This is a genomic window from Filimonas lacunae, from assembly GCF_002355595.1.
Classification (GTDB): domain Bacteria; phylum Bacteroidota; class Bacteroidia; order Chitinophagales; family Chitinophagaceae; genus Filimonas; species Filimonas lacunae.
The window spans coordinates 2002377-2022372 of the sequence record NZ_AP017422.1; the positions used below are offsets into that span (position 1 = coordinate 2002377).

General features: G+C 45.0%; 14 protein-coding genes. 6 read left to right on the plus strand and 8 right to left on the minus strand.

The window, feature by feature from the left end:
* Positions 1-19: 19 nt before the first annotated feature.
* The 5 genes from FLA_RS08060 to FLA_RS08080 all read left to right on the plus strand — a co-directional run bounded on the left by FLA_RS08060 (position 20) and on the right by FLA_RS08080 (position 8991).
* Positions 20-862, plus strand: a complete 843-nt coding sequence (locus FLA_RS08060; protein WP_076381229.1) for a FecR family protein — start codon at positions 20-22, stop codon at positions 860-862.
* Between the two features lie 74 nt (positions 863-936).
* Positions 937-4386: a SusC/RagA family TonB-linked outer membrane protein gene (locus FLA_RS08065; RefSeq protein WP_197705873.1), complete on the plus strand. Its 3450-nt coding sequence runs from the start codon at positions 937-939 to the stop codon at positions 4384-4386.
* Between the two features lie 11 nt (positions 4387-4397).
* On the plus strand, positions 4398-5915 hold the full coding sequence (locus FLA_RS08070; RefSeq protein ID WP_076381228.1) for a SusD/RagB family nutrient-binding outer membrane lipoprotein: 1518 nt from the start codon (positions 4398-4400) through the stop codon (positions 5913-5915).
* Between the two features lie 49 nt (positions 5916-5964).
* On the plus strand, positions 5965-7494 hold the full coding sequence (locus tag FLA_RS08075) for a DUF5689 domain-containing protein (RefSeq protein ID WP_076381227.1): 1530 nt from the start codon (positions 5965-5967) through the stop codon (positions 7492-7494).
* Positions 7495-7506: 12 nt separating this feature from the next.
* A complete protein-coding gene (locus FLA_RS08080) occupies positions 7507-8991 on the plus strand; it encodes a calcineurin-like phosphoesterase C-terminal domain-containing protein (protein ID WP_084206421.1) in 1485 nt (494 codons plus the stop codon).
* 106 nt (positions 8992-9097) lie between these two features.
* On the opposite strand, the gene FLA_RS08085 is transcribed toward FLA_RS08080, so the two are convergent.
* The 8 genes from FLA_RS08085 to FLA_RS08120 form a co-directional block, all read right to left on the minus strand.
* Positions 9098-9916, minus strand: a complete 819-nt coding sequence (locus tag FLA_RS08085) for an RpnC/YadD family protein (RefSeq protein ID WP_076381226.1) — start codon at positions 9914-9916, stop codon at positions 9098-9100.
* A gap of 78 nt (positions 9917-9994) precedes the next feature.
* Entirely contained in the window at positions 9995-10555 is a 561-nt protein-coding gene (locus FLA_RS08090; protein WP_076381225.1) for a GNAT family N-acetyltransferase, read from the minus strand.
* A gap of 238 nt (positions 10556-10793) precedes the next feature.
* A complete protein-coding gene (locus tag FLA_RS08095) occupies positions 10794-11612 on the minus strand; it encodes a tyrosine-protein phosphatase (protein ID WP_076381224.1) in 819 nt (272 codons plus the stop codon).
* Between the two features lie 28 nt (positions 11613-11640).
* Positions 11641-14487, minus strand: a complete 2847-nt coding sequence (locus FLA_RS08100; protein WP_076381223.1) for a TonB-dependent receptor — start codon at positions 14485-14487, stop codon at positions 11641-11643.
* A 164-nt stretch (positions 14488-14651) separates the two neighbouring features.
* A complete protein-coding gene (locus tag FLA_RS08105; RefSeq protein ID WP_076381222.1) occupies positions 14652-15854 on the minus strand; it encodes an AraC family transcriptional regulator in 1203 nt (400 codons plus the stop codon).
* A 153-nt stretch (positions 15855-16007) separates the two neighbouring features.
* Positions 16008-16415 carry a hypothetical protein gene (locus FLA_RS08110; protein ID WP_076381221.1) on the minus strand — a complete coding sequence of 136 codons (408 nt, stop codon included), beginning with the start codon at positions 16413-16415 and terminating at the stop codon, positions 16008-16010.
* Positions 16416-16639: 224 nt separating this feature from the next.
* Positions 16640-17851 carry a bactofilin family protein gene (locus FLA_RS08115; RefSeq protein WP_076381220.1) on the minus strand — a complete coding sequence of 404 codons (1212 nt, stop codon included), beginning with the start codon at positions 17849-17851 and terminating at the stop codon, positions 16640-16642.
* Between the two features lie 7 nt (positions 17852-17858).
* Positions 17859-18419 carry a sigma-70 family RNA polymerase sigma factor gene (locus FLA_RS08120; protein ID WP_076381219.1) on the minus strand — a complete coding sequence of 187 codons (561 nt, stop codon included), beginning with the start codon at positions 18417-18419 and terminating at the stop codon, positions 17859-17861.
* Positions 18420-18563: 144 nt separating this feature from the next.
* Here FLA_RS08120 and FLA_RS08125 point away from each other — a divergent pair, with 144 nt between their 5' ends.
* A complete protein-coding gene (locus tag FLA_RS08125) occupies positions 18564-19952 on the plus strand; it encodes a S41 family peptidase (protein ID WP_076381218.1) in 1389 nt (462 codons plus the stop codon).
* The last annotated feature ends 44 nt before the right edge of the window (positions 19953-19996 follow it).

Consider the following 19996-nt stretch of genomic DNA (forward strand, 5'->3'; position numbering starts at 1 on the left):
CATTAAAGATATTTCTTTCATGATGTGGAAAGGACGTAAGCGTGGCACTGGTATAGATAAGCTTTGGCAAAAGGCATGGGATAACCCTGATACATTACCGGTTGAAAAAAAGGAGGAGCTGCTGAGTGCTATTCATCAACGCATGAATGCTTCGGCCAGTTTGGGCAGGCGTGTGGTATATATTGTATCCGGTGCTGCCGCCGCTATACTGGTAACCATTGTGGCCAGGCAGGTGTGGGTGAATACCAAACTGGCGCCTGTAGCGGAATGGAACACTATAGCCAGTAATAATGAAAATAAGAAGGTGATACTGTCCGATAGCTCGGTAATATGGCTGGCGCCACATTCAGTGGTGCGCTTATATCCGCAGTTTACCCGTCACCGGTCGGTGTTGTTGGATAAGGGTACTGCTTTTTTTGAAGTAACAAAAGATAAAGACCATCCTTTCCAGGTGAATGTGAATAGTCAGGAAGTGCAGGTGCTGGGTACTGCGTTTACATTGGAAAGAAAAGACACAGTAGATATTGATCTGGCTGTAAAAGAGGGTAGCGTGGCTTTACGTAGTAACGAGCAACGCGTGGTGGTGCATGGTGGTGAACAGGTAAGCACTACCCATAAACAGGTGAATGCAGTGGCCAGAATGATGGCTATGCCTGCTGACTGGTGGTTGCAGGAGGAAGTGCGGTTACTGGATGTATCGTTAAGCGAGCTGGTTACGCGAATAGAAAGATATTATCATGTACAATTAAATACGGAAGGTGTAAAATGGAATACACGGGTTTCGTTAACCTGGTACTTTACACAGCCACTGGAAAAGAACCTGGAGGTGCTTAACCAGTTAACGGGCAATACCATTCATTAAACATTTAATCACAGGTGTTCTGTAATCTGCTGCCAACAGGCGGTAAGGCAAACTATTGTTATAACTCAACAACTATGCAACAAGGGAATTTTACACGAAGGGGCGGGTTAATGGTGGTGCTGCTAATGGTATGTACCTATTGGCTGCCGGCGCAAACTACCCTGCTTCATTTTCAGCATGCTGCTGGTAAACTGTCGGCCGTAATGGAGCAGTTTGGAAAACGTTTTCATGTGCAACTGGCTTATGTTAGTGACGAGCTGTCTGCTGTGCAGGTGCAGGCTGGTACGGTAGAAGCAGGCTCGGTAGAAGAGCTGCTGAACAAGGTGCTGGCGCCTGCGCATTTTGTAGCTACCGGCGCGGGCAACAATTATGTAATTAAGAAAGCTCCTGCTGTGAAGAAGGCGGTAGTGGGTACTATGACGTTGCATGGTAAGGTAATGGATAATAACGAACCCGTGCAGGGCGCGTCTGTTACCATTAAGCAGGACGGTTATAAAACCGTAACGGTGGTAGTGGATGAAAAAGGTTTTTTTAATAAAACCGTGTACCAGACAGATGGGACTATGGAAGTGGCGGCTGTTGGTTACTACCCGGTGAAAAGAACTTTTGGGGGGAACAATGACGATGTGTTTGTGATTGAGTTATCGAAAGATGTAAAGGAAATAGATGGTGTGGTGGTAACGGCGCTGGGTATTAAACGTGCCGAAAGGGCGCTGGGATATGCTGCTACTGTTATTTCTAACGATCAGTTAACGAATTCTATTTCTACCAACTGGACGGATGCTTTATCGGGTAAGGTGGCTGGCCTTAACCTGGTAAGAAGTAACAGTGGTCCTTCGGGTTCCAATAAAATTATCCTGCGTGGGGAGAATAACCTTACCGGTGATAATGAAGCGCTGATAGTAGTAGATGGTGTTATTATCAACCAGGGTAGTGGCCGCCGTAGTGCTATTACCGGCGAAACTGCTTATGGCACGGGTAGTGATAACATGCCTGCCGACTATGGTAGCAGTTTAAACGATCTGAACCCGGAAGATATTGAAACGGTAACAGTATTGAAAGGGCCAGGTGCTGCTGCCTTATATGGTCAGCGTGGTGCGAATGGTGCTTTGATCATTACCACTAAGGCGGGTGCTAATAAAAAGAGAAAGCTGAATGTAAATATTAATTCCAATGCTTCGGTTGAAACGCCTAACCGCTGGCCGGCATTGCAGTATGAATATGGTATGGGCCTGGATGGTCAGGCAGATTATGAATATGGCAAAAGCGCCAACAGCACTACCAGTAGTGCTTACGGGCCTAAGTTTGACGGACAGCTGTTTTACCAGTACGATCCGTTAACACAAACGAAAGGAACAACACCTACCCCTTGGGTTCCTTATAAAAATGCTACCCGTAACTTTTTTGCAACGGGTAGTGATATTGCCAATACGATCAGTATTGATGGTGGTTCGGACAAAACCAGTTCGCGCTTATCCATTACGCATGTAGATAATAAATGGATACTGCCTAACACGGGTTTTAAGCGTAACACGGTATCGTTTTCGGTGAACTCTAAAGTGAGCGATCAGTTTACGGTTTCTTCCAAATTAAACTATACCAATAAGTGGAGCGATAACCTGCCGGGCGCGGGTTATGGCAACCAGAGCATTATGTACTGGTACATTTTCTGGCAGCCGAATGCCAACCCGGAATGGTTAAAGAATTACTGGGCCAAAGGGCAGGAGGGGTTGAATATCGTATATCCTTATAGCTCTTATCCTTCCAACCCCTATGCGGTAACCTACGAGTTTTTAAATAAGAGTAACCGCCATTCTTTAACAGGTAACGTACAGGCTGCTTATGCTTTTACGAAAGAGTTTAGCCTGCAGGTAAGATCTTCTATTGACTTTGCTTATGAAGCACGTGCGCAGCAGCGGCCATATGATGCGGGTACTAAATATCCTAAAGGCAGCTACCGCACACAGAATATCTTTTCTATGGAGGAAAGCACTGACTTTTTGTTAAAGTATAATAAGAAGGTGAACCGCGACTGGGATGTTACTGCCACTGTGGGTGGTAGCACCCTGCGCAACAACTATAACAGGGATGAAGTACGCGCCGATTCGCTTACTTACCCTGGTGTGTACTCGCTGGCTAACAGCAAGGGGCCATTGGTTACTATGCCTTATAAGAGCAAGTATGCTATTAACAGCTTTTACGGATTGGTGTCGGTGGGCTATAAAAACCTGGTGTTTGGTGATATTACGGCGCGCCAGGACTGGAACAGTGTGCTGGCCACGCCGGAGCGCACGGCGAATGCAGGATTCTTTTATCCCTCTGTTAACTTAAGCTTTATTGCTTCGGATGTGTGGCATATGCCTAAGTGGGTGAACTATGCCAAGCTGCGTTTTTCGGCTTCCAGTGTGGGCAGTGGCAGCACCACGCCTTATCTTACTGCTTATAACTATGCCAGTGCGGGCAGCTTATATAGTGGTGGTTTAGAAAACCCTTCTGTATTGGCTAACCCCGATTTAAAGCCTTTAAAAACCATTACCTACGAAGCGGGTACAGAGGTGCGTATGCTGAACAACCGCCTGAGTGTAGATGTGGCAGTGTATACCGGTTTAACCAAAGACCAGATCTTATACCGCATTATTGACCGCGCTTCGGGTTATACCAAAAAGGTGATCAACGCGGGTAAGGTAAATAACCAGGGTATTGAAGTAACGTTGAATGCTTCGCCTGTGGTAACCAAGAATTTTAAATGGACTACCAGTATGGTATTCTCTGCCAACCGCAACCGTATTAAGGAGTTGCCGGATAGCTCGGTGGTGCTGCAAACGGGTTATGTAGGTGGTGGTCAGATTGTGGCAAAAGTAGGTGGCAGTATGGGCGACCTGTATGGTAAAGGTTACCAGCGTGCCCCGGATGGACAGGTGGTATATGATGCCACTACCGGATTTGCTGCGTTAACAGAAGATGTGAAGTACCTGGGTAACACTATTCCTAAATGGAAGATGGGCTTTACCAACGATTTTACTTACAAACAATTTCGCCTGCACCTGTTGTTTGATGCGCAGGTGGGCGCTGTAGCACATTCGCTGATGCACTATAAACTGGCTGAGCAGGGTAAAACGCCTAACACTTTACCAGGCCGTTACAGTGGCATTATTGGCAATGGTGTAATACTGGGTACTGACGGTAAATACCGCAAGAATGATGTGCTTACGATGGATATTGATGAGTATTATCGCTCGCACTACGGGGCGGATAATGCCGAGGGTAGCACGTTCAGCACCGACTTTATCAAGTTCAGGGAAGCCAGCATTTACTATACATTAAACAGCAAGATGTTGAAGAAGGCGGGCTTACAACGTGTAACAGTAGGGGTGTATGGCCGTAACCTGTTTATCTGGTCGCCATGGCCGATGTTCGATCCTGAGTTTGGTACATTGAATGGTACCGACATTGTACAAGGGTTTGAAGTAGGTCAGTTTCCTTCAACCCGTTCTTATGGCTTTAACCTGTCTATCGGACTTTAAAATTTCCCGGAATGAAAAAGATGATTTATACAGTAGCTGTTGCGGTGGTGGTAATGAGCATTGCGTTTACCTCCTGCACCAAAAACTTTACAGATATTAATACCGATCCTAACAATCAAACGAACGCACAGCCGGGCCAGCTAATGGCCCCGGCCCTAGTGAATACGTTGAACTATAACATGCAGCGTAACCGCAATTTTAACAATGAGCTGATGCAGGTTACGGTGGATATGAGTGATGCGGAGGGCAAGGTGTTTCGCTACGATTACCGTGCTACCTGGGCAGATTATTTATACAATGGCTGGTACTCGGAGCTAACCAATTTTCGCGATATGTATAAGCTGGCCAGCAACCCGCTTACCGCAAACAAATCGTATATGGGCATTTCGCTTATTTGCCAGTCGTGGATTTATTCCATGCTTACCGATACGTATGGCGATGTGCCTTATACCGAAGCGGGAGAAGCGAAAGACAGTGCTAACTACGAGCCTGCTTTTGATTCGCAAAAAAATATATACCTGGGCATTTTTTCCAAACTGGAAGAAGCGAATAAGCTGTTAGCATCTAAAGTGGCTATTGATGCCTCTAACGACCCGGTGTATTATGGGGATGTATCGAAATGGCAAAAATTTGGCAACTCGCTGTACCTGCGTTTGCTGATGCGCGTTTCGGGTAAGGCAGAAGTGGCCGATACGGTGATTAAGAAGTTTAAAGAGATAGTAGAAGTAAAGCATAGCGATTATCCTACTATTGACAGTAATGCGGAAAGTGCTATCCTGCGCTGGACGGGTGCAGGGCCTATTGTATCGCCTTATATGAGCGTGCGCGAGCAGGATTTCAGAACGCCGGGGCTGGGTAGCTTTTTTATCGATAACCTCAGCCGCTGGAGCGATCCGCGTATTGATATTCCTACCTACGGCAGCGGCGGGTATAACCGTTGGGCTATTGCGCCTTATTCGGGCTCGTACCAGGGCATTCCTTCGGGGTATTCGCCTGGCGAAAACCCGGTGAAAAAATCGTATTTCTATTCTACATCCACCAAGGGGGCCACGTTAATGTCGGAGCCGTTAACGGGTATGATGATGAACTATGCCGAACTGCAGTTGATATTGGCTGAAGCAGCTGCCAAAGGCTGGATCAGCGGCCCGGCTTCCAATTATTATAATAATGGCGTTAAAAGCAGTATCACTTTATGGGTGCCTAAGTTTACTACCTCCATTACTACTTACCTGGCAGGTATTGATATGGACTGGGATGATAATTACACCCAGGATCAGAAGATGGAACTGATTCACCTGCAAAAGTATTACGCTTTGTTTTTAACCGATATGCAGCAGTGGTTTGAATATCGCCGTACCGGGCATCCTAATTTGCCCAAGGGAGCGGGTTTACGTAATAATGGTGTAATGCCTGCGCGTATGACCTACCCGATATACATTTTATCTACTAACCCTACCAATTACAAAAAAGCCATTGCCAACCAGGGGCCGGATGAAATATCAACCCAGGTGTGGTGGCAAAAGCCCTAACGGCGTTTATTGCTTATAATTTGAAATAGTTGGTCATAAAAAACAAATAATGAAAAAGCTATTGATATATTCTTTCTTATTATCTGCTCTTGTTTTTATGGGAGCCTGCAAAAAGGGTAATTACCCGGGTGGTGAGGTAAGCCCCTATATTGGGTTATATGATGTTCGCAACCTGTTTAAAGGAAATGATCTTGTTCTTTCCCGCGAGGTAATGGGGGGCAGTAATGCTATTACCGGTGTGGTAGTAAGCGATCATACAGAAAAGAATTTGCCGGAGGGTTTATTGATAGTGCAGGATAGCCGCCGTTTATCCAAACTGCGGGGTATTGCTATTCCACTGGGAGCTGCTGCCAATGATTTTACGCATGGCGATTCGGTGGTGATTCGTGTAGAAGGAGCGGTGCTGAAAAGAGTGGATGGCATGTTGCAGTTAACGGGTATTACAACGGCTATGATTGATAAGGTGGCTACTAATGTAACTATTCCCATCGGCATGGTTACATCTGATAAAATACTGGCTGCGCCGGGCGATTATGAAAGTACTTTACTGGCTGTTGTAAAAGAAAGCTTTAATCCTTTGCCGCAACCGGGTGATGTGCTGGAAGGGGATAAGGTAATGAATGATAGTTATGGTGAATTAATCTTGCGCACATCGGCTAATGCAACCTTTGCAAAGGAGGAAGCGCCGATAATGGCTAAGTATTATGGGATTGTGTTAAATACAATAGCTGCTGATACGGTATCGCCCCGTTTTTATTTACGTAAGCGTACCGATAAGATGGTATTAAGCTCGGTTATTGAAATTCCTGATATTGTTATTACCGGGTTTATGAGCGATCCTATTGGTACGGATAGCACTTATGAATATATTCAGCTGAAAGCTACGCGCGATGTAAATTTTGCCGAAACGCCTTTTGCGGTGGTAACCTGTAACAATGCCAATGCTTCTACACCTACCGGGTATCCTGCCAATGGATGGGCTACAGGTGGTTTACGCAGCTATAAAATCAACCTTACTTCGGGCTCGGTAAAAAAGAATGAGTTCTTTTATGTAGGATGTCCGTATAAGCGTATTAACGGAGAAAACTCTACCGATATCAGCACCACTGCCAAATGGATCAATGCGTGGAATTATAACTCTAATAACGGCAATAGTTTTGGCACTAAAACCAGTAACCTGCTGGCCAACAGTGGTAATGCTTTTGGTATGGCTGTATTTGCCGGAACTACTGTTACAGAAGCTTCGAAGCCCATAGATGTGATTTTTATTTCCACTGGTGGCAGCATCTATTCTGCGGGTCCTCCTGCAAAAGGATACCGTATCTGTAATAATGACTGGTATGATGTAATCAATCCGCTTTCAGATAGCGGACAGGAACAGCCGTTTTATTTGAATGGCAGCAATACAAAGAACCTGAGCTATAATACCGGTAACCTGGGCATATTTAATATACTGGGTGGGGTGTACAGCACTTCGCTGGGCAGATGGAAAAAAGCAAGATCGCAAGGCAGTATCACACTTACTATTAACGCGCAGTTGAGTGAAATTGAAGCGGGTAACACTACTACTATAGAATAAACAGCAACAGACATGATGGATAACAGAAGAAGCTTTTTAAAGAAATTAGGTTTAGCAGGTTCCCTGCTTTCTGCGCCTTCTTTATTGAAGGCTTCTCCTTTTGCAAAAAAGGGGAATATAGATGTAAGCAGTATTACGCTGCGTGGCCGTGTACACAGCAAGGGTAAAGGTATTGCAGGTGTGGCGGTTACAGATGGGATTAATATTGCGCAAACCGATAAGAATGGCGAATATGAATTGCTGAGTAATGCTACGGCGCAGTTTGTATACATCAGTGTGCCTTCGGGCTACGCTTTCCCGGAAGAAAAGGGGATAGCGGCGTTTTATAAACCCATTAGCAAAGCGGCTGTGGTAAAGAACGATTTTGCTTTGGATAAGCTGGAGGTGGATGACCGCAAGCATCATTTTGTAGTATGGGCCGATCCGCAGGTGAAAAACAAAAGCGATGTGGAGCAATTGGTAAAGCAGAGTGTACCGGATTTAAAAGAACTGGTAAAATCGTTACCTGCCGGAACGCTGATACATGGCATTGGCTGCGGCGACTTGGTATGGGATGAGCTGGAATTGTTTGAAGATTATAAAAAGGCAGTGGCTTTAACAGGGGTGCCTTTTTACAACCTGATAGGTAATCACGATATGGACCTGGAAGCACGTACTGACGATTTAAGTGCGCATACTTTTAAACAACAATTTGGCCCTACTTACTATTCCTTTAACAGGGGAGATATTCACTATGTAGTACTGGATGATGTGTTTTTTCTGGGGGCCAGTAAAAACTACATCGGCTATATCACCGAAAACCAGCTGCAATGGCTGGAGCAGGATCTGGCGCTGGTAAAACCAGGCAGTATGATAGTGGTAAACCTGCACATTCCTACCTATACCGGCCAGGGCCGTCGTATGAAAAAGAAAGAAGACGAGCCGGGTGGCACTGTAGCCAACAGGAAACAGCTGTATAAAATGCTGGCTCCTTTTAAGGCTCATATTATGAGCGGCCACACGCACTTCAATGATAACTGGGAAGAAGGCGATATTATGGAACATAACCACGGTACGGTATGTGGCGCCTGGTGGACAGGCCCTATTTGCGGCGATGGCACGCCTGCTGGTTATGGAGTGTACGAAGTAGACGGATCGGATATTAAGTGGTACTATAAAGGCACCGGCATGACGAAGGATAAGCAACTGCGTATTTATGAAAAAGGCCGCGTGAAAGAATACCCTGATGAAATATCTGCCAACGTGTGGAACTGGGATAACAAGTGGAAGGTAGAATGGTATGAAGATGGTGTGTTGAAAGGGGAGATGCAGCGCCGTGTATCCTTTGATCCCTGGGCAGCTGAGCTGTATTTAGGTCCGCAACTGCCCGTTAAACGCAAGTTTGTTGAACCCAATCTAACCGATCATATGTTTTTTGCCAAGCCTACCGGCCAAGCCACTAAAATAACCGTCAAAGCGACAGACAGGTTTGGGAATATTTATGAGGAAACGATATAGGGTTTGTGTCAATGTCAAAGCCGCCTTGTGTCAGAAGGCGGCTTTTGATTTTGTCGCTGCTATTAAATGATAATGGCTGCATTTGGGGCAGCCATTATTTATTTCGTTAATCTATTTGTTTTTTATTCTTTAGTTCCTGCAAGGTTTCAGGTTGAATACCGGTTAGTTTCGTTATCATTGAAGCGGGGAAGTGCTCTTTTAACATATTACGTGCAATTTCCAGTTGCTTTTCATATCCTCCTTCCTGAATCCCCTCTGTTACTCCTTGCTGGTAGCGGAAGTCTTTTTTTATATCTAGAATAATAGGCATATGCTCCTCCTCTTCTTTTAATAACGTTTGTAAATCATTGTCCCGTAACTGGGATAAAATTTCAAGATGTCTGACTTTTTCTTGGAAAAAGGCTTCATCTCCTTCCGTTAATATACGCAATTTACGCAAAATTTCCTGTATTACTCCCTGCCTGGTAGCCTTGTCTGTGAGAATTGCCAGAACCACTTCACCCGGATCGGTAGAAGAAAGGAATACTTCGGGAGGGATATTACGAATATCAATAATGGGACAGGTGTAATGAAAGCCGTAAAAACCACATTGGTTATTCATAGCCAGTCGATTTTTGCCCACATAAATGACTGCTCCCATTACTTCTTTTTCATAACTGTATGACAACAGCAGGTCGTACCGGGCCATTCGCATGGCCATTTTTTTATCGTTGGAAGATTGCCACTCCAGGTGGAGTATAAAGGGGGAACCTGTTACCGGTTGCACCTCCAGCACCGTATCGGCTTCCTGTTCAATAATGGTTTGTTGTACTTTGGGAGGGAAGGCTTGTATACTTTGTACATCCACTTCCAGTAGCAATTTTAATAAGTTGGGTTTGGGGCGTTTAAAGGTTTCTCGCAGTATCTTATCGTATTCGTTTGGCATTAGTCGTTAAACGGTTTAAACGATAAATATAGCAGCAGGGGTATGAACGGCTTTGTTCATTTTGTTCAGTGTAGGCGCTTACCGCGAGCTTTGCATACTTGCATAATCTGTTTTTGTAATACCATACATGATGATGTTATGAAACACGCCGTTTTTGCAAACATGCTCTTTCAGTTCTCCTTCTTTTTGCATGCCGCATTTTTCCATCACTTTGCCGGAAGCCATGTTTTTATCAATGTAGTGGGCGGTAATTTTGTTTAGAGCGAGTATCTTAAGGCCGAACTCAATGGCTGCCTGTGCTGCTTCTGTAATATAGCCCTGGCCCCAAAAAGGCTCAGCAACCCAGTAGCTTAATTCTGCCTGGGAAAACCGGGCTTCTACGCGCAAGCCTACGCCACCAATAAACTCCAGGGTTTCTTTTAAGCGAACAGCGAACAGGTAATTGTTTTTTTGTTGAAAGCCCTGGTTAGATGAATTGATCCAGTAAATGGCATCTTTCTCTGCATAGGGGTAGGGCATGTTGAGCGTATAGGCCGAAACATTGGGGTTGTTGGCGTATTGGACGATAACAGGAATATCGCTTGCTGTAAAGGGGGTTAATTGCAAGCGTTCTGTGGTTAAAGTAGGTAGTTGTTCCATGAGTTATATGTTAAGCGTTGTTTTTAATCAGTGGTATGCAAGCCGGTTATAAAGTGGTGTCACTTGTATGGAGGCCTTTTGTTGAATATTGATAGCAGGGTTAATTTCAAATATAATATTTTCGAAAGCATATCCATAAAATATGCTACAATAAAAAAGCTGCATCTGTTGCCAGATGCAGCCTGCTACTCTTCGATTCGGGGAATCGCTCGGTTTTCAATGGGGAACGGGGGAGGGATTAAAATGTATACTTTGCTTTTAATATAGCCAATTCTTTTGGACCAACGCCTAATTCTTTATCCATAAAGTTTTCAACAGAGCCGTAGCTGTCTTTTAAAGCACCGAAAAAGCTTTGCAGCAGTTCGGGGCGCAGCTCCATTTCTTTTTTCACCTGCTCGGGAGTTAAGCCCATTGCTTTAGACATACCTGCAAACATTTGGTCGTGCATGGGTTTCAGGTAAACATTCGATGCGGTGAAATCGGCTTCAATAGTTTGCATGGGCACATCCAGTGCATACAGGAATAAGGCGGTAGCCATACCGGTTCTGTCGCGTCCGCCGGTGCAATGGTATAACAGAGCAGCCGTGTCGGGCATGGTTAATAATTGCTGAAATAACGGCTTATAACGTTCGCCATAGTATTTAACACTTGGTGCGCCATACATGCCTGTGAGGAAGCCGCTTTGTGATTTTATTAAAGCCGCTATCTGCTGCATGGAAGGAATGCTGTCGCTACCGGCAGGGCATAACAAATAAGGAGTGCCGGTTGGTAACCTGTCTGGTGCTGCGGCTGCTTCTTTGGTGCCGCGGAAATCGATAACAGAATGTATTTTTTTGCTGTTAAAGGTTTGCAGATCGGCATCGGTTAATTTGCTGATTTCGGCGCTGCGGAATACTTTACCCCATGCAACGTGTTTGCCGTTGCTGGTGGTGTAACCGCCGGCATCGCGGAAGTTAATAGCGCCCTGCATGTGTACCAGGCGTTGTGCACTGTCCTGTAATTGGGCAAAAGAAAGTGCGGGGGCCAGAATGGCGGATAAAAGGATCAGTTTTTTCATTGTAGTATTTTTTAAGATTATAGATGAATTAGTGAATAATGTCCCAACGTATACCAGCCTGTCCGCGTATGCCATACCATTCCGCCGTAGCTATACGGCGCTGGTCGCCCATATAGGTTTTTAAAGGTTGATTGGTCAGGTTGTTCAGTTCTGCAAATACTTTCAGCGATTTGGTTAAGGTTACCGTGGCTGATGCATCTACCGTGAAGTTCTTATCTGTCCATATGTAAAAGTCTTTGCCCAGTTTCTGGTTAATGGTTTCTACCGACTTGCCTCTATAGTTACCTGCCAGGCGAACCATTACACCTTTGCGCTCGTAAAAAAGGATGGTGTTGAATAATACTTTAGATTGGTTAGGCAAGCTGGATTTGTCAGTGATAGTGCTTGTAGTGCGTGGGATGTTTACTTCAGACTGGATGTAAGATCCGTTCACTTCTACACCAAACCCGCTCCAGAAACCTTTTAAGAAATCGAACCTTTTGTTAATGCCTGCTTCCACGCCATAGAGGTGCGCATTATCCAGGTTATTGGCCTGTGTTACTGTATAGTTAGTGCCGTCCTGTATATAAGCAGTGGTGTTGCTGAATATCAGGTTGCTGAGTTGCTTATAAAACACGCCGCCAGACAACATGCCTATGTTGTTGAAATAGTATTCGGCCATCAGGTCGAAGTTGTTGCTGAAAGTGGGTTTCAAATCAGGATTGCCTTTGGTGATGGCGATAACGCTGGAGGTGCTGTTTACAGACTGGCCCGGTGTTAAATCGCTGAAATTGGCACGGATAAAGGTTCTGGTATATGCGGCACGGATATTTGCCTTATCGTTCAACGCATATTTAAAGTGCAGCATAGGCAGTAAAGCATTGTAATTGCTTTTTACCGTAGCGGCTTCAATAGTAGTGCCTGAAGAAGTTGTATTGGCTTTGTTGCCGTTCAGTGTCATGTTTGTGTATTCGTTACGTACACCACCAATGATTTTTAATTGGCTGGTGGCGTCGTATTCAGCCATCACATAACCTGCTGTAACGTCTTCTGTTCCTGTGTATGGGTTGGTAGCATTGGTAGCGCTGGTATAGTTGGCAAAGCCGTTTTGGCTAAGTGAACCGGCGCTGAACTGATCAAACAACTGCTGTTTGGTTAATGGGTTCATTACGTATTGATTGTAATGGCCACCCATGTTTTTGAAAAAGGTTTCACCGCCTGGCTTATCGGTTGTTTGTAAAGAGGATAAGGTCTGCAATGGAGCTGAGCCGGTAGCTATGTATACGAAGTTAGAACCGTACAGGCTGCTTCTGTATTTGTGCCGGAACTTGCCACCTGCTTTTATGCTAAGACGTGAGTTGATATTGAATTTTACATTTACCTGTGCAGTTTTATCACGCTCTTTGGTATCCAGTTGGGATACAACCAGCTGCTGTAAGGTTAATTTGCTGGCGTCCATTACTTCCGATTTATCAGCAATACCCGGCTCAAAGCTTAATGCTTCGCCACCTACACCGTTAGGGGAGTCAAAGCCCCAGTATCTTTTGCCGTCAGAAGAGAGGTTATTGAAACCTCCGGTAATTTTCTGGCGGAAGGTAGCAATAGGTAAACCGTTATTTTCGGAGGTTCCCGGGGTTTTGAGATAGTATTTAGATAAATAATCGCTTACACTCCAATCTAATTTTATTTTAGAAGACAGCTGGTGTTCGCCACCCAGTTCTGCTCCATTCAGTTTGGTTTGGTAATAAGAGTAGCGGTAGTTGTACTGGTAACGGCTGTTGTTATAATCCACATACGATTCGTATACGGGACGTATGTCATTAAACTTATCCATTAAGCCACGAAAGGTGATTTTGTGGGCTGCGTTGAATTTGTATTCCAGGCCCAGGTTACCACCATAGGTTTGCCTTTTGCCCATGTATCTTTTCAGTAACGCTGTGCTGATAGATTTTTGCTGTGTAGCGTCGCTTAAACCGGTATTGTAGGCAATTTCATAGCTATCAGTACCCCATTGTCTGTCCCAGATAGCACCCGCCAGCATTACACCCAGCTTGTTGTTAAAGAAACGGTCGCCATATACTAATGAGGCATTGTACGTACCATTTTGCGAGAAGGAATTGTAACCACCTGCCAGGCTTGCGTTCAGCTGTCTTTTGGCAGGAGCAGTGCGGGTGATAAAGTTGATAGAACCACCAATGGCATCGCCTTCCCAGTCGGGCGTAAGGGCTTTGGCCACTTGTACATACTGTATCATTTCTGAAGGCACAGCATCCAGTACGGATGAGCGGTTGCCCAGCACGTTAGAGCTGGGTAAACGGCTGCCGTTGAACATGGTAGAGGTCCATGCAAACGGGGTTCCGCGCACGGTGGCCTGATCGGCTTCGCCGTGGTAACGGGCAACAGCCACACCCTGCATACGTTGTACTGCTTCGGCAGCGTTACGATCGGGTAGTTTGCCAATAGCATCCGCAGCTATTACATCCATAATGGCCACAGAGTTTCTTTTAATACTATATGCTTTTATTTGTGAAGGCGCCATTGTTCCTCTTACCAGTATTGAGGACGGGCCGGTGTTGTCGGGAGATAATTCAATAGTGCCGGCATCGTTCACGCCTTTGCTTACTACTATTTCCATTTGTTTTTTCAGATAACCCACATAAGAAACGGTAATGGTTTGTTTGCCTAATGAGGGAAGCAGGAAGGTAAAAGTACCATCCAGATTGGTAGTAGTAGATTTGCTACCATTAGAACTGCTGATGGTGGCGCCGGGAAGTAAACCATCCCTGCCGGTAATAGTACCTTTTACCACCTGGGCCATTAATTGCCCCCATCCTGTAATGCTAAACAGTAGCAGGCCACTTTTTAAACCTGTTACTAAAAGCCGTTTGTTACGCATGAGATGTAAATTTTCAGCAAAACTGCTTTGCCGGTTTTACAGGTTCGTCCGGCTCGGCCAACCGGTACCTGAGGTGTTTATTTTTGCAGCATTAGCACTTGTTGGCGTTGATTGTCAGTTGTTTGTGTTGTGTTATGAAAAGGTTACCAAAAGGCATCGGTTATTTATTCCAGGGCCAGTATAGTGCTGGAGGTGTAATGTTTTCCGGGTGCATTGGCTTTTTTCAGGTATTCGGATGGGGTGTAACCGGTAGCTTTTTTAAAGTACTGGTTGAAAGTAGATTTAGAGTTGAAGCCTGCTTCAAATGCCAGGGAAAGTATGCCGGGTGTTATTTGTTGTTTCTTGCATTTATCCAGTAGATGTAACACCTCTTTCATACGAAAGTCGTTGATGAACTGGTAAAAGGTTTTGCCTAAGTGATGGTTTAAGGCTTCTGATATATGATGCCGGGGTATCTGGCTTTCGGCTGCCAGTTTTTCAAGGGTAAGATCGGGATCGGTATAGGTTTTCTTTTTCTCCATTAAAGCCACCAGTTTTTCTGTTACTTCTGTTTGCTGCTGGCTGGTGAGTACGGTGCGTTTGGCTGCCAGGGGAAGTGTTGCTGTGTTTTCTTCTTCGTTGATGATTGCCGGCTCTGCTGCCATTTCTTCTACAAAAGCAGGTGCTGCAGCTACAGTTGCCGCGGCGGCTGTTTCGCCTGCCAGCCTCGCCAGGCGATATCGGATAATGAACAGGGATATTACCACCATCAGACTATAAGCGATAATGCGGATAGTGATATTGAGTGTATCGGCGTTAAACAGTTCCAGCGGAGTAATAATGTAGGTAAGCAGGAAGGATAGTATACCCAGGCCCAGCCAGATGACGGCTATCTTTTGTATCAGCCTGCGTTCCGACCTCCAGAATTGGGGCAGGCGGGCTGCCTTTTTTAAACACAGCACCGGGAACAGGATGTTGAACAGGTTAATGGCATGTGCGGTAACCTGGTTGTAGCCGTTGAGTAACTGTGCGGGGTGTGTGCCATCGGCAACCAGGTATAATAATATAGAGAAATAGAAAATGCAGGCCAGCAGGGTAGGCACCAGCAGGTACCAGTGCTGCATGGGCTGGTATCTGGAGTTGGAAATTTTGGAAGTGTACATCCATAACAACGGGCCATAGGCCAGATCGATAAATGTATTGAAGGCTGTTTTAATGTCGTGATGGCCATCGGCCGCAAAAATGGTAAACTTGATACATAGGTGCGTAAAAATGCACAGCAAAATCCAGTTAAGCAGGGTATCTGCAGGTCGTTTTTGTCTATGGGCTACAAACAACCATAACGCCACCAGGCTTTGAAATGCGCCTATAATAATTATGTAGTTCATGTAGCACAAAGCTAGCAGCTGAATGTTACCTTACGGTTAACACCGCCGGGGCTGCGGGAGGGAATCTGCCATTGAAATACCTTCCCATACGGGCACTAAAAAAGCCACCTCAAATGAGATGGCTCTTTCATTATTTGGATTGTGTGTGTGCTACTATAATTTAGTAACTACTACGTCTTCTGAAGAAGAGCTGGTAGAGTTTACTTTGAAGCTACGCTCAATTCTTTGGTTGCCTACGCGGATAACGAAAGTAGGGTTCATTTCGTCAGCTTCTTTCAGCAGGTGAACTGCTTTGGTGAAGTTTGCTTCGTTGTATTGACCTTGGTACAGAATGTCGCCAGCTTCGTTTTTAATAATCAGGCTGAACTTCTGAGCGGTTGGGTTATCGAAAGATACGCGGAATACCACGCTGTTTTCGTTATATCCTGTGTACTGAATAGTTACTTGCTTTTCAGATACGGTTGTTGTTTCTTTTTCTTTGTTGGTGTTTGCTTTGCTGCTGTTTGGAACCGCAACTAAGGAAACTAAAAGGGCGATGACTGCACAATAAACTGTTTTCATAAATCTTGATTTTTGAAGCTCTGCAGGGTTAGTGCTTTGTGCTTCTTTTGATGATACAAATGTATATCGACAGTAAGGGCCATGCAAACCACATTTTGCTTGTTTTTATTATAGGCAAACTGGTTTGTGAGTAATGTAAGTAGCTGATTTTTAATATGTTGTGCGTGAATTGGATATGATGACCAACACAAAAAATACTTTGAAAAAAGTTGTAAAAAGGCTGTTTAATAGTCAAATCTTGCCCAAATACCTGTCCAGGGAAACTGTTCGGGATCAAAAGCGCCTCTATAAGTAGTAATACCAGGTTTGCCACCTGTGGCAGCGGGAGAAAAAGTAGCCGGGCGAAAGTCGGCATAGTCCCAGGGGGATATTAGTTGCACCTGGTCGTTCACATCGGTTTTGGTGGAAGGGGGTACTGATATAATATTATAGTCCGAATCGGATGTAGTGATGCTGGTAAAGTATCCCAGGAAAAGGGAGTTAGACAAACGGTAGCCCAATGTGCGGGTAAAGATGCCTGCATACAGCCAGTTGCCGGTGAGCGTGGTTTTGTTTTGCAAGCCTACTACGGTAAGGTTGCTGAACAGGGGCCTGGCATGGGGTACTGATGTTATGGAACGAAAACTGCTTTTTACACTACTATCTATAGTGGCCAGAAAAGCCGGGCGATTGTTGGCGGCTACTAATGAATAGGAAATGCTACCGTTATAGTCTTCACTGGTGGCAAAGGCTTCCCGCAAAGGGGCAAGTGCCACCAGATGATGGGCAGAGGTATTGCCGCCTTTAAAATCAAATGCGTTGTTTTTGCTACAGGCTACTTCTATGTATTCCAGCGTAGTACCGCTTCCGGTGCCGCAAAGGGTGAGCGGGCTTATTTTATAGGGAACGCCTGCATATTCAATGCGGGTATAGCTGATAGAGCCGGAATTATCGGCAGGCAGGTTGCCGCCGTATTTTAACAGGGCAGGGGCAATGTGGTGGCTGGTGTCTGTAATAATATTTTTGAGAGAAGTGTTTTTAGTAACAGGGGAAGCTTTACCTAATAATACAATGCCACCCCAGTCGCCCATGGCGGGAACAGATTCGTGTGAGGTGAATACCACCGGCTCGGCGGGTGTGCCATTGCAATCAATCTGAGCGCCTTTTAATACTATAAGTGTGGCTACCTGGCTGCTATCGGTTGATTTAATGCCTTCTATACGGGCGCCTGCTTCAATGGTAAGCAGGCTGCCGGCGGTTACAAACACTTTTCCGCTAAGCAGGTACAGGGTATCGTTACTGAGTGTGCGGTTACCCGTAATAATGCCTGAGAGGGTAGCGGTGCCTGCAAAGGCGCCGCCCGGCCGTAATAAACGATCGGCATTTACATTTTTTTCGCAGGACAGAATGCTTGCCGCCATTGCAATGGTAAGCAGGCAACGGGTAAAGGTATTCATAAGCTTGTTAATCCATCAAAAGCGGCAAGGTATAGGGCAGCTGGTATAAAAACAGGATTGCTACCACATCCATACCTGCCAGATTGTTTCTCAGATAGTCCACCGCTTCCGACAAATGTTTGCGAACGGCTCTGGGCGTAATGTTCAGTTTCGTTGCAATTTCTGTTACAGTTAAGCCTTCTTCTTTACGCATCAGGAATATTTTCCTGCGGCGCGAAGGCATTTGCACTATTGCTTTATTAATCTGCTGCACACTTTCTGCGGTCCATATCTGCGGCTCGGTAGAAGTTACCGTTTCCTGCGTCAATTTCAGGTTCAGGAAATGTTTCTTTTCCGTAGCCGTTTTCCGGATGTTATCGATCATCAGGTTTTTGGCATAGCTGAATAAAAGGGGCAACATTTGTTCGTCGGTGTCAATGGTATCTATGTTAATCCATAGTTTGATATAACACTGCTGCATAATGTCCTTGATGCCACTTTCATCAGGAACAAATTTTTTTACATAAGCGAAAAGTCTTTCACGGGTGCTGGTGTAAATGCGATCGAATAATTTTTCCCTTGAGGTCATATGCAAGGTGTCTTGTGTTGGTAAATTTCCTAAACAAATCGTTAAAACATTCGCTTATCATTAAACATAACAATTAGTTCATGGAATAAAAATAAATATAAAATTCCTAATAAAGAATTTTAAACCTTTCAAACCTTATGTTTTATGCCAACTCGTTCAGCCGTTGTTACATTATTGCTGTTACTGCTTACAGGAATACTTTCCTGCCATAATAAAGATGTGGCTTCAGGGCCTGTTATCACGGATTCTATTGGAAAAATCAATAAATGGATATATGATAGTATGCAGCGTTATTACTACTGGAGTGGTGATATTACCGCTACGCCGGACTATACATTGCCATCGGGCAATTTTTTTCATTCCCTGGTGAGTAACCAGGATCGGTTTTCTTATATCAGCAACCAGGTAGATGTTGGCCCTCAAAGAACTACGTTTCAATTATATAATTTTCATTACAGCATAGTAGCGCAGGCAGCTACGGATACGATGGTAGGGGTAATTACATATGTAGTAAAAGGTAGTGTTGCTTATAATTCCGGTTTTAGAAGGGGGACCTGCTTTTCCAGGGTGAATGGGGTGGGTATTAGTGGCAGTACTTTAGCTACAGTTCAGGCAGCTTTGTTGTCGGGTGAGGTGATAGCGCTTACCTTATGTTCCTATACCGATGGGCAATGGGTAGAGGGTAAAACGGTGAAAGTAGGTAAAACCAATGCTGTGGAAAACGTGGTAGTGCAAACCCGTTATTTTTCCTATAACGGCAAAAAAACAGGGTATCTCTTATATAATGGATTTTCAGCCGATTATGATGAAGTATTGCTAGCTGCTTTTGCTAAACTGAAAAACGCCGACGTTACAGAGTGCATTATCGACCTGCGGTATAACCCTGGCGGCAGTGTGGCTACCTGCGCCAAATTAACGGGCATGCTGGCGCCTGTAGCAGATAATAGTGTGTTTGGGGTTTTTCAGGGCAATGCCAGCGAAGGCACCCAGGTGTATACGATGAACCGGGTATTAAAAACTTCTACCAATGCCAATGGCAATACTATTGCTGCGCTGGAAGCTAACCGGCTTTCACTTTCACGGGTGTATGTACTTACCACGCGCGCTACCATTTCGGCCGCCGAATTATTAATCAACAACCTGAAACCATACCTGCCGGTGGTACAAATTGGCGATACTACCCTGGGAAAGGATGAAGCCAGTATCCAGATTGTGGATGGCAGGGTGCCCCGGCAGGTGCAATGGGTAATACAACCTATTATATATAAACTGCAAAATGCAAACTATAAAGGGGGGTACCATACCGGTATTGCGCCTGACTATGCAGAAGATGAATTATCGGCACTGCCGCTGGCAGATTTTGGGGCGGCAAGTGATGTGTTAATAAATCGGGCCTTGCAACTGATTTATGGCACTAATGTGGTGGAAAGCGTCGGGTTGCGCAAAAACACACTTTTTGTGCAAAAGCGTTTTCAATCGGCAGAGGCAGCTGCGAAAGTGTTGCCGGTAGTGGTACTATCCCATCTACATTAACTTAATGTTAACTCGCAAAAAGCAGGTTCCCTTTTTTTAACTGT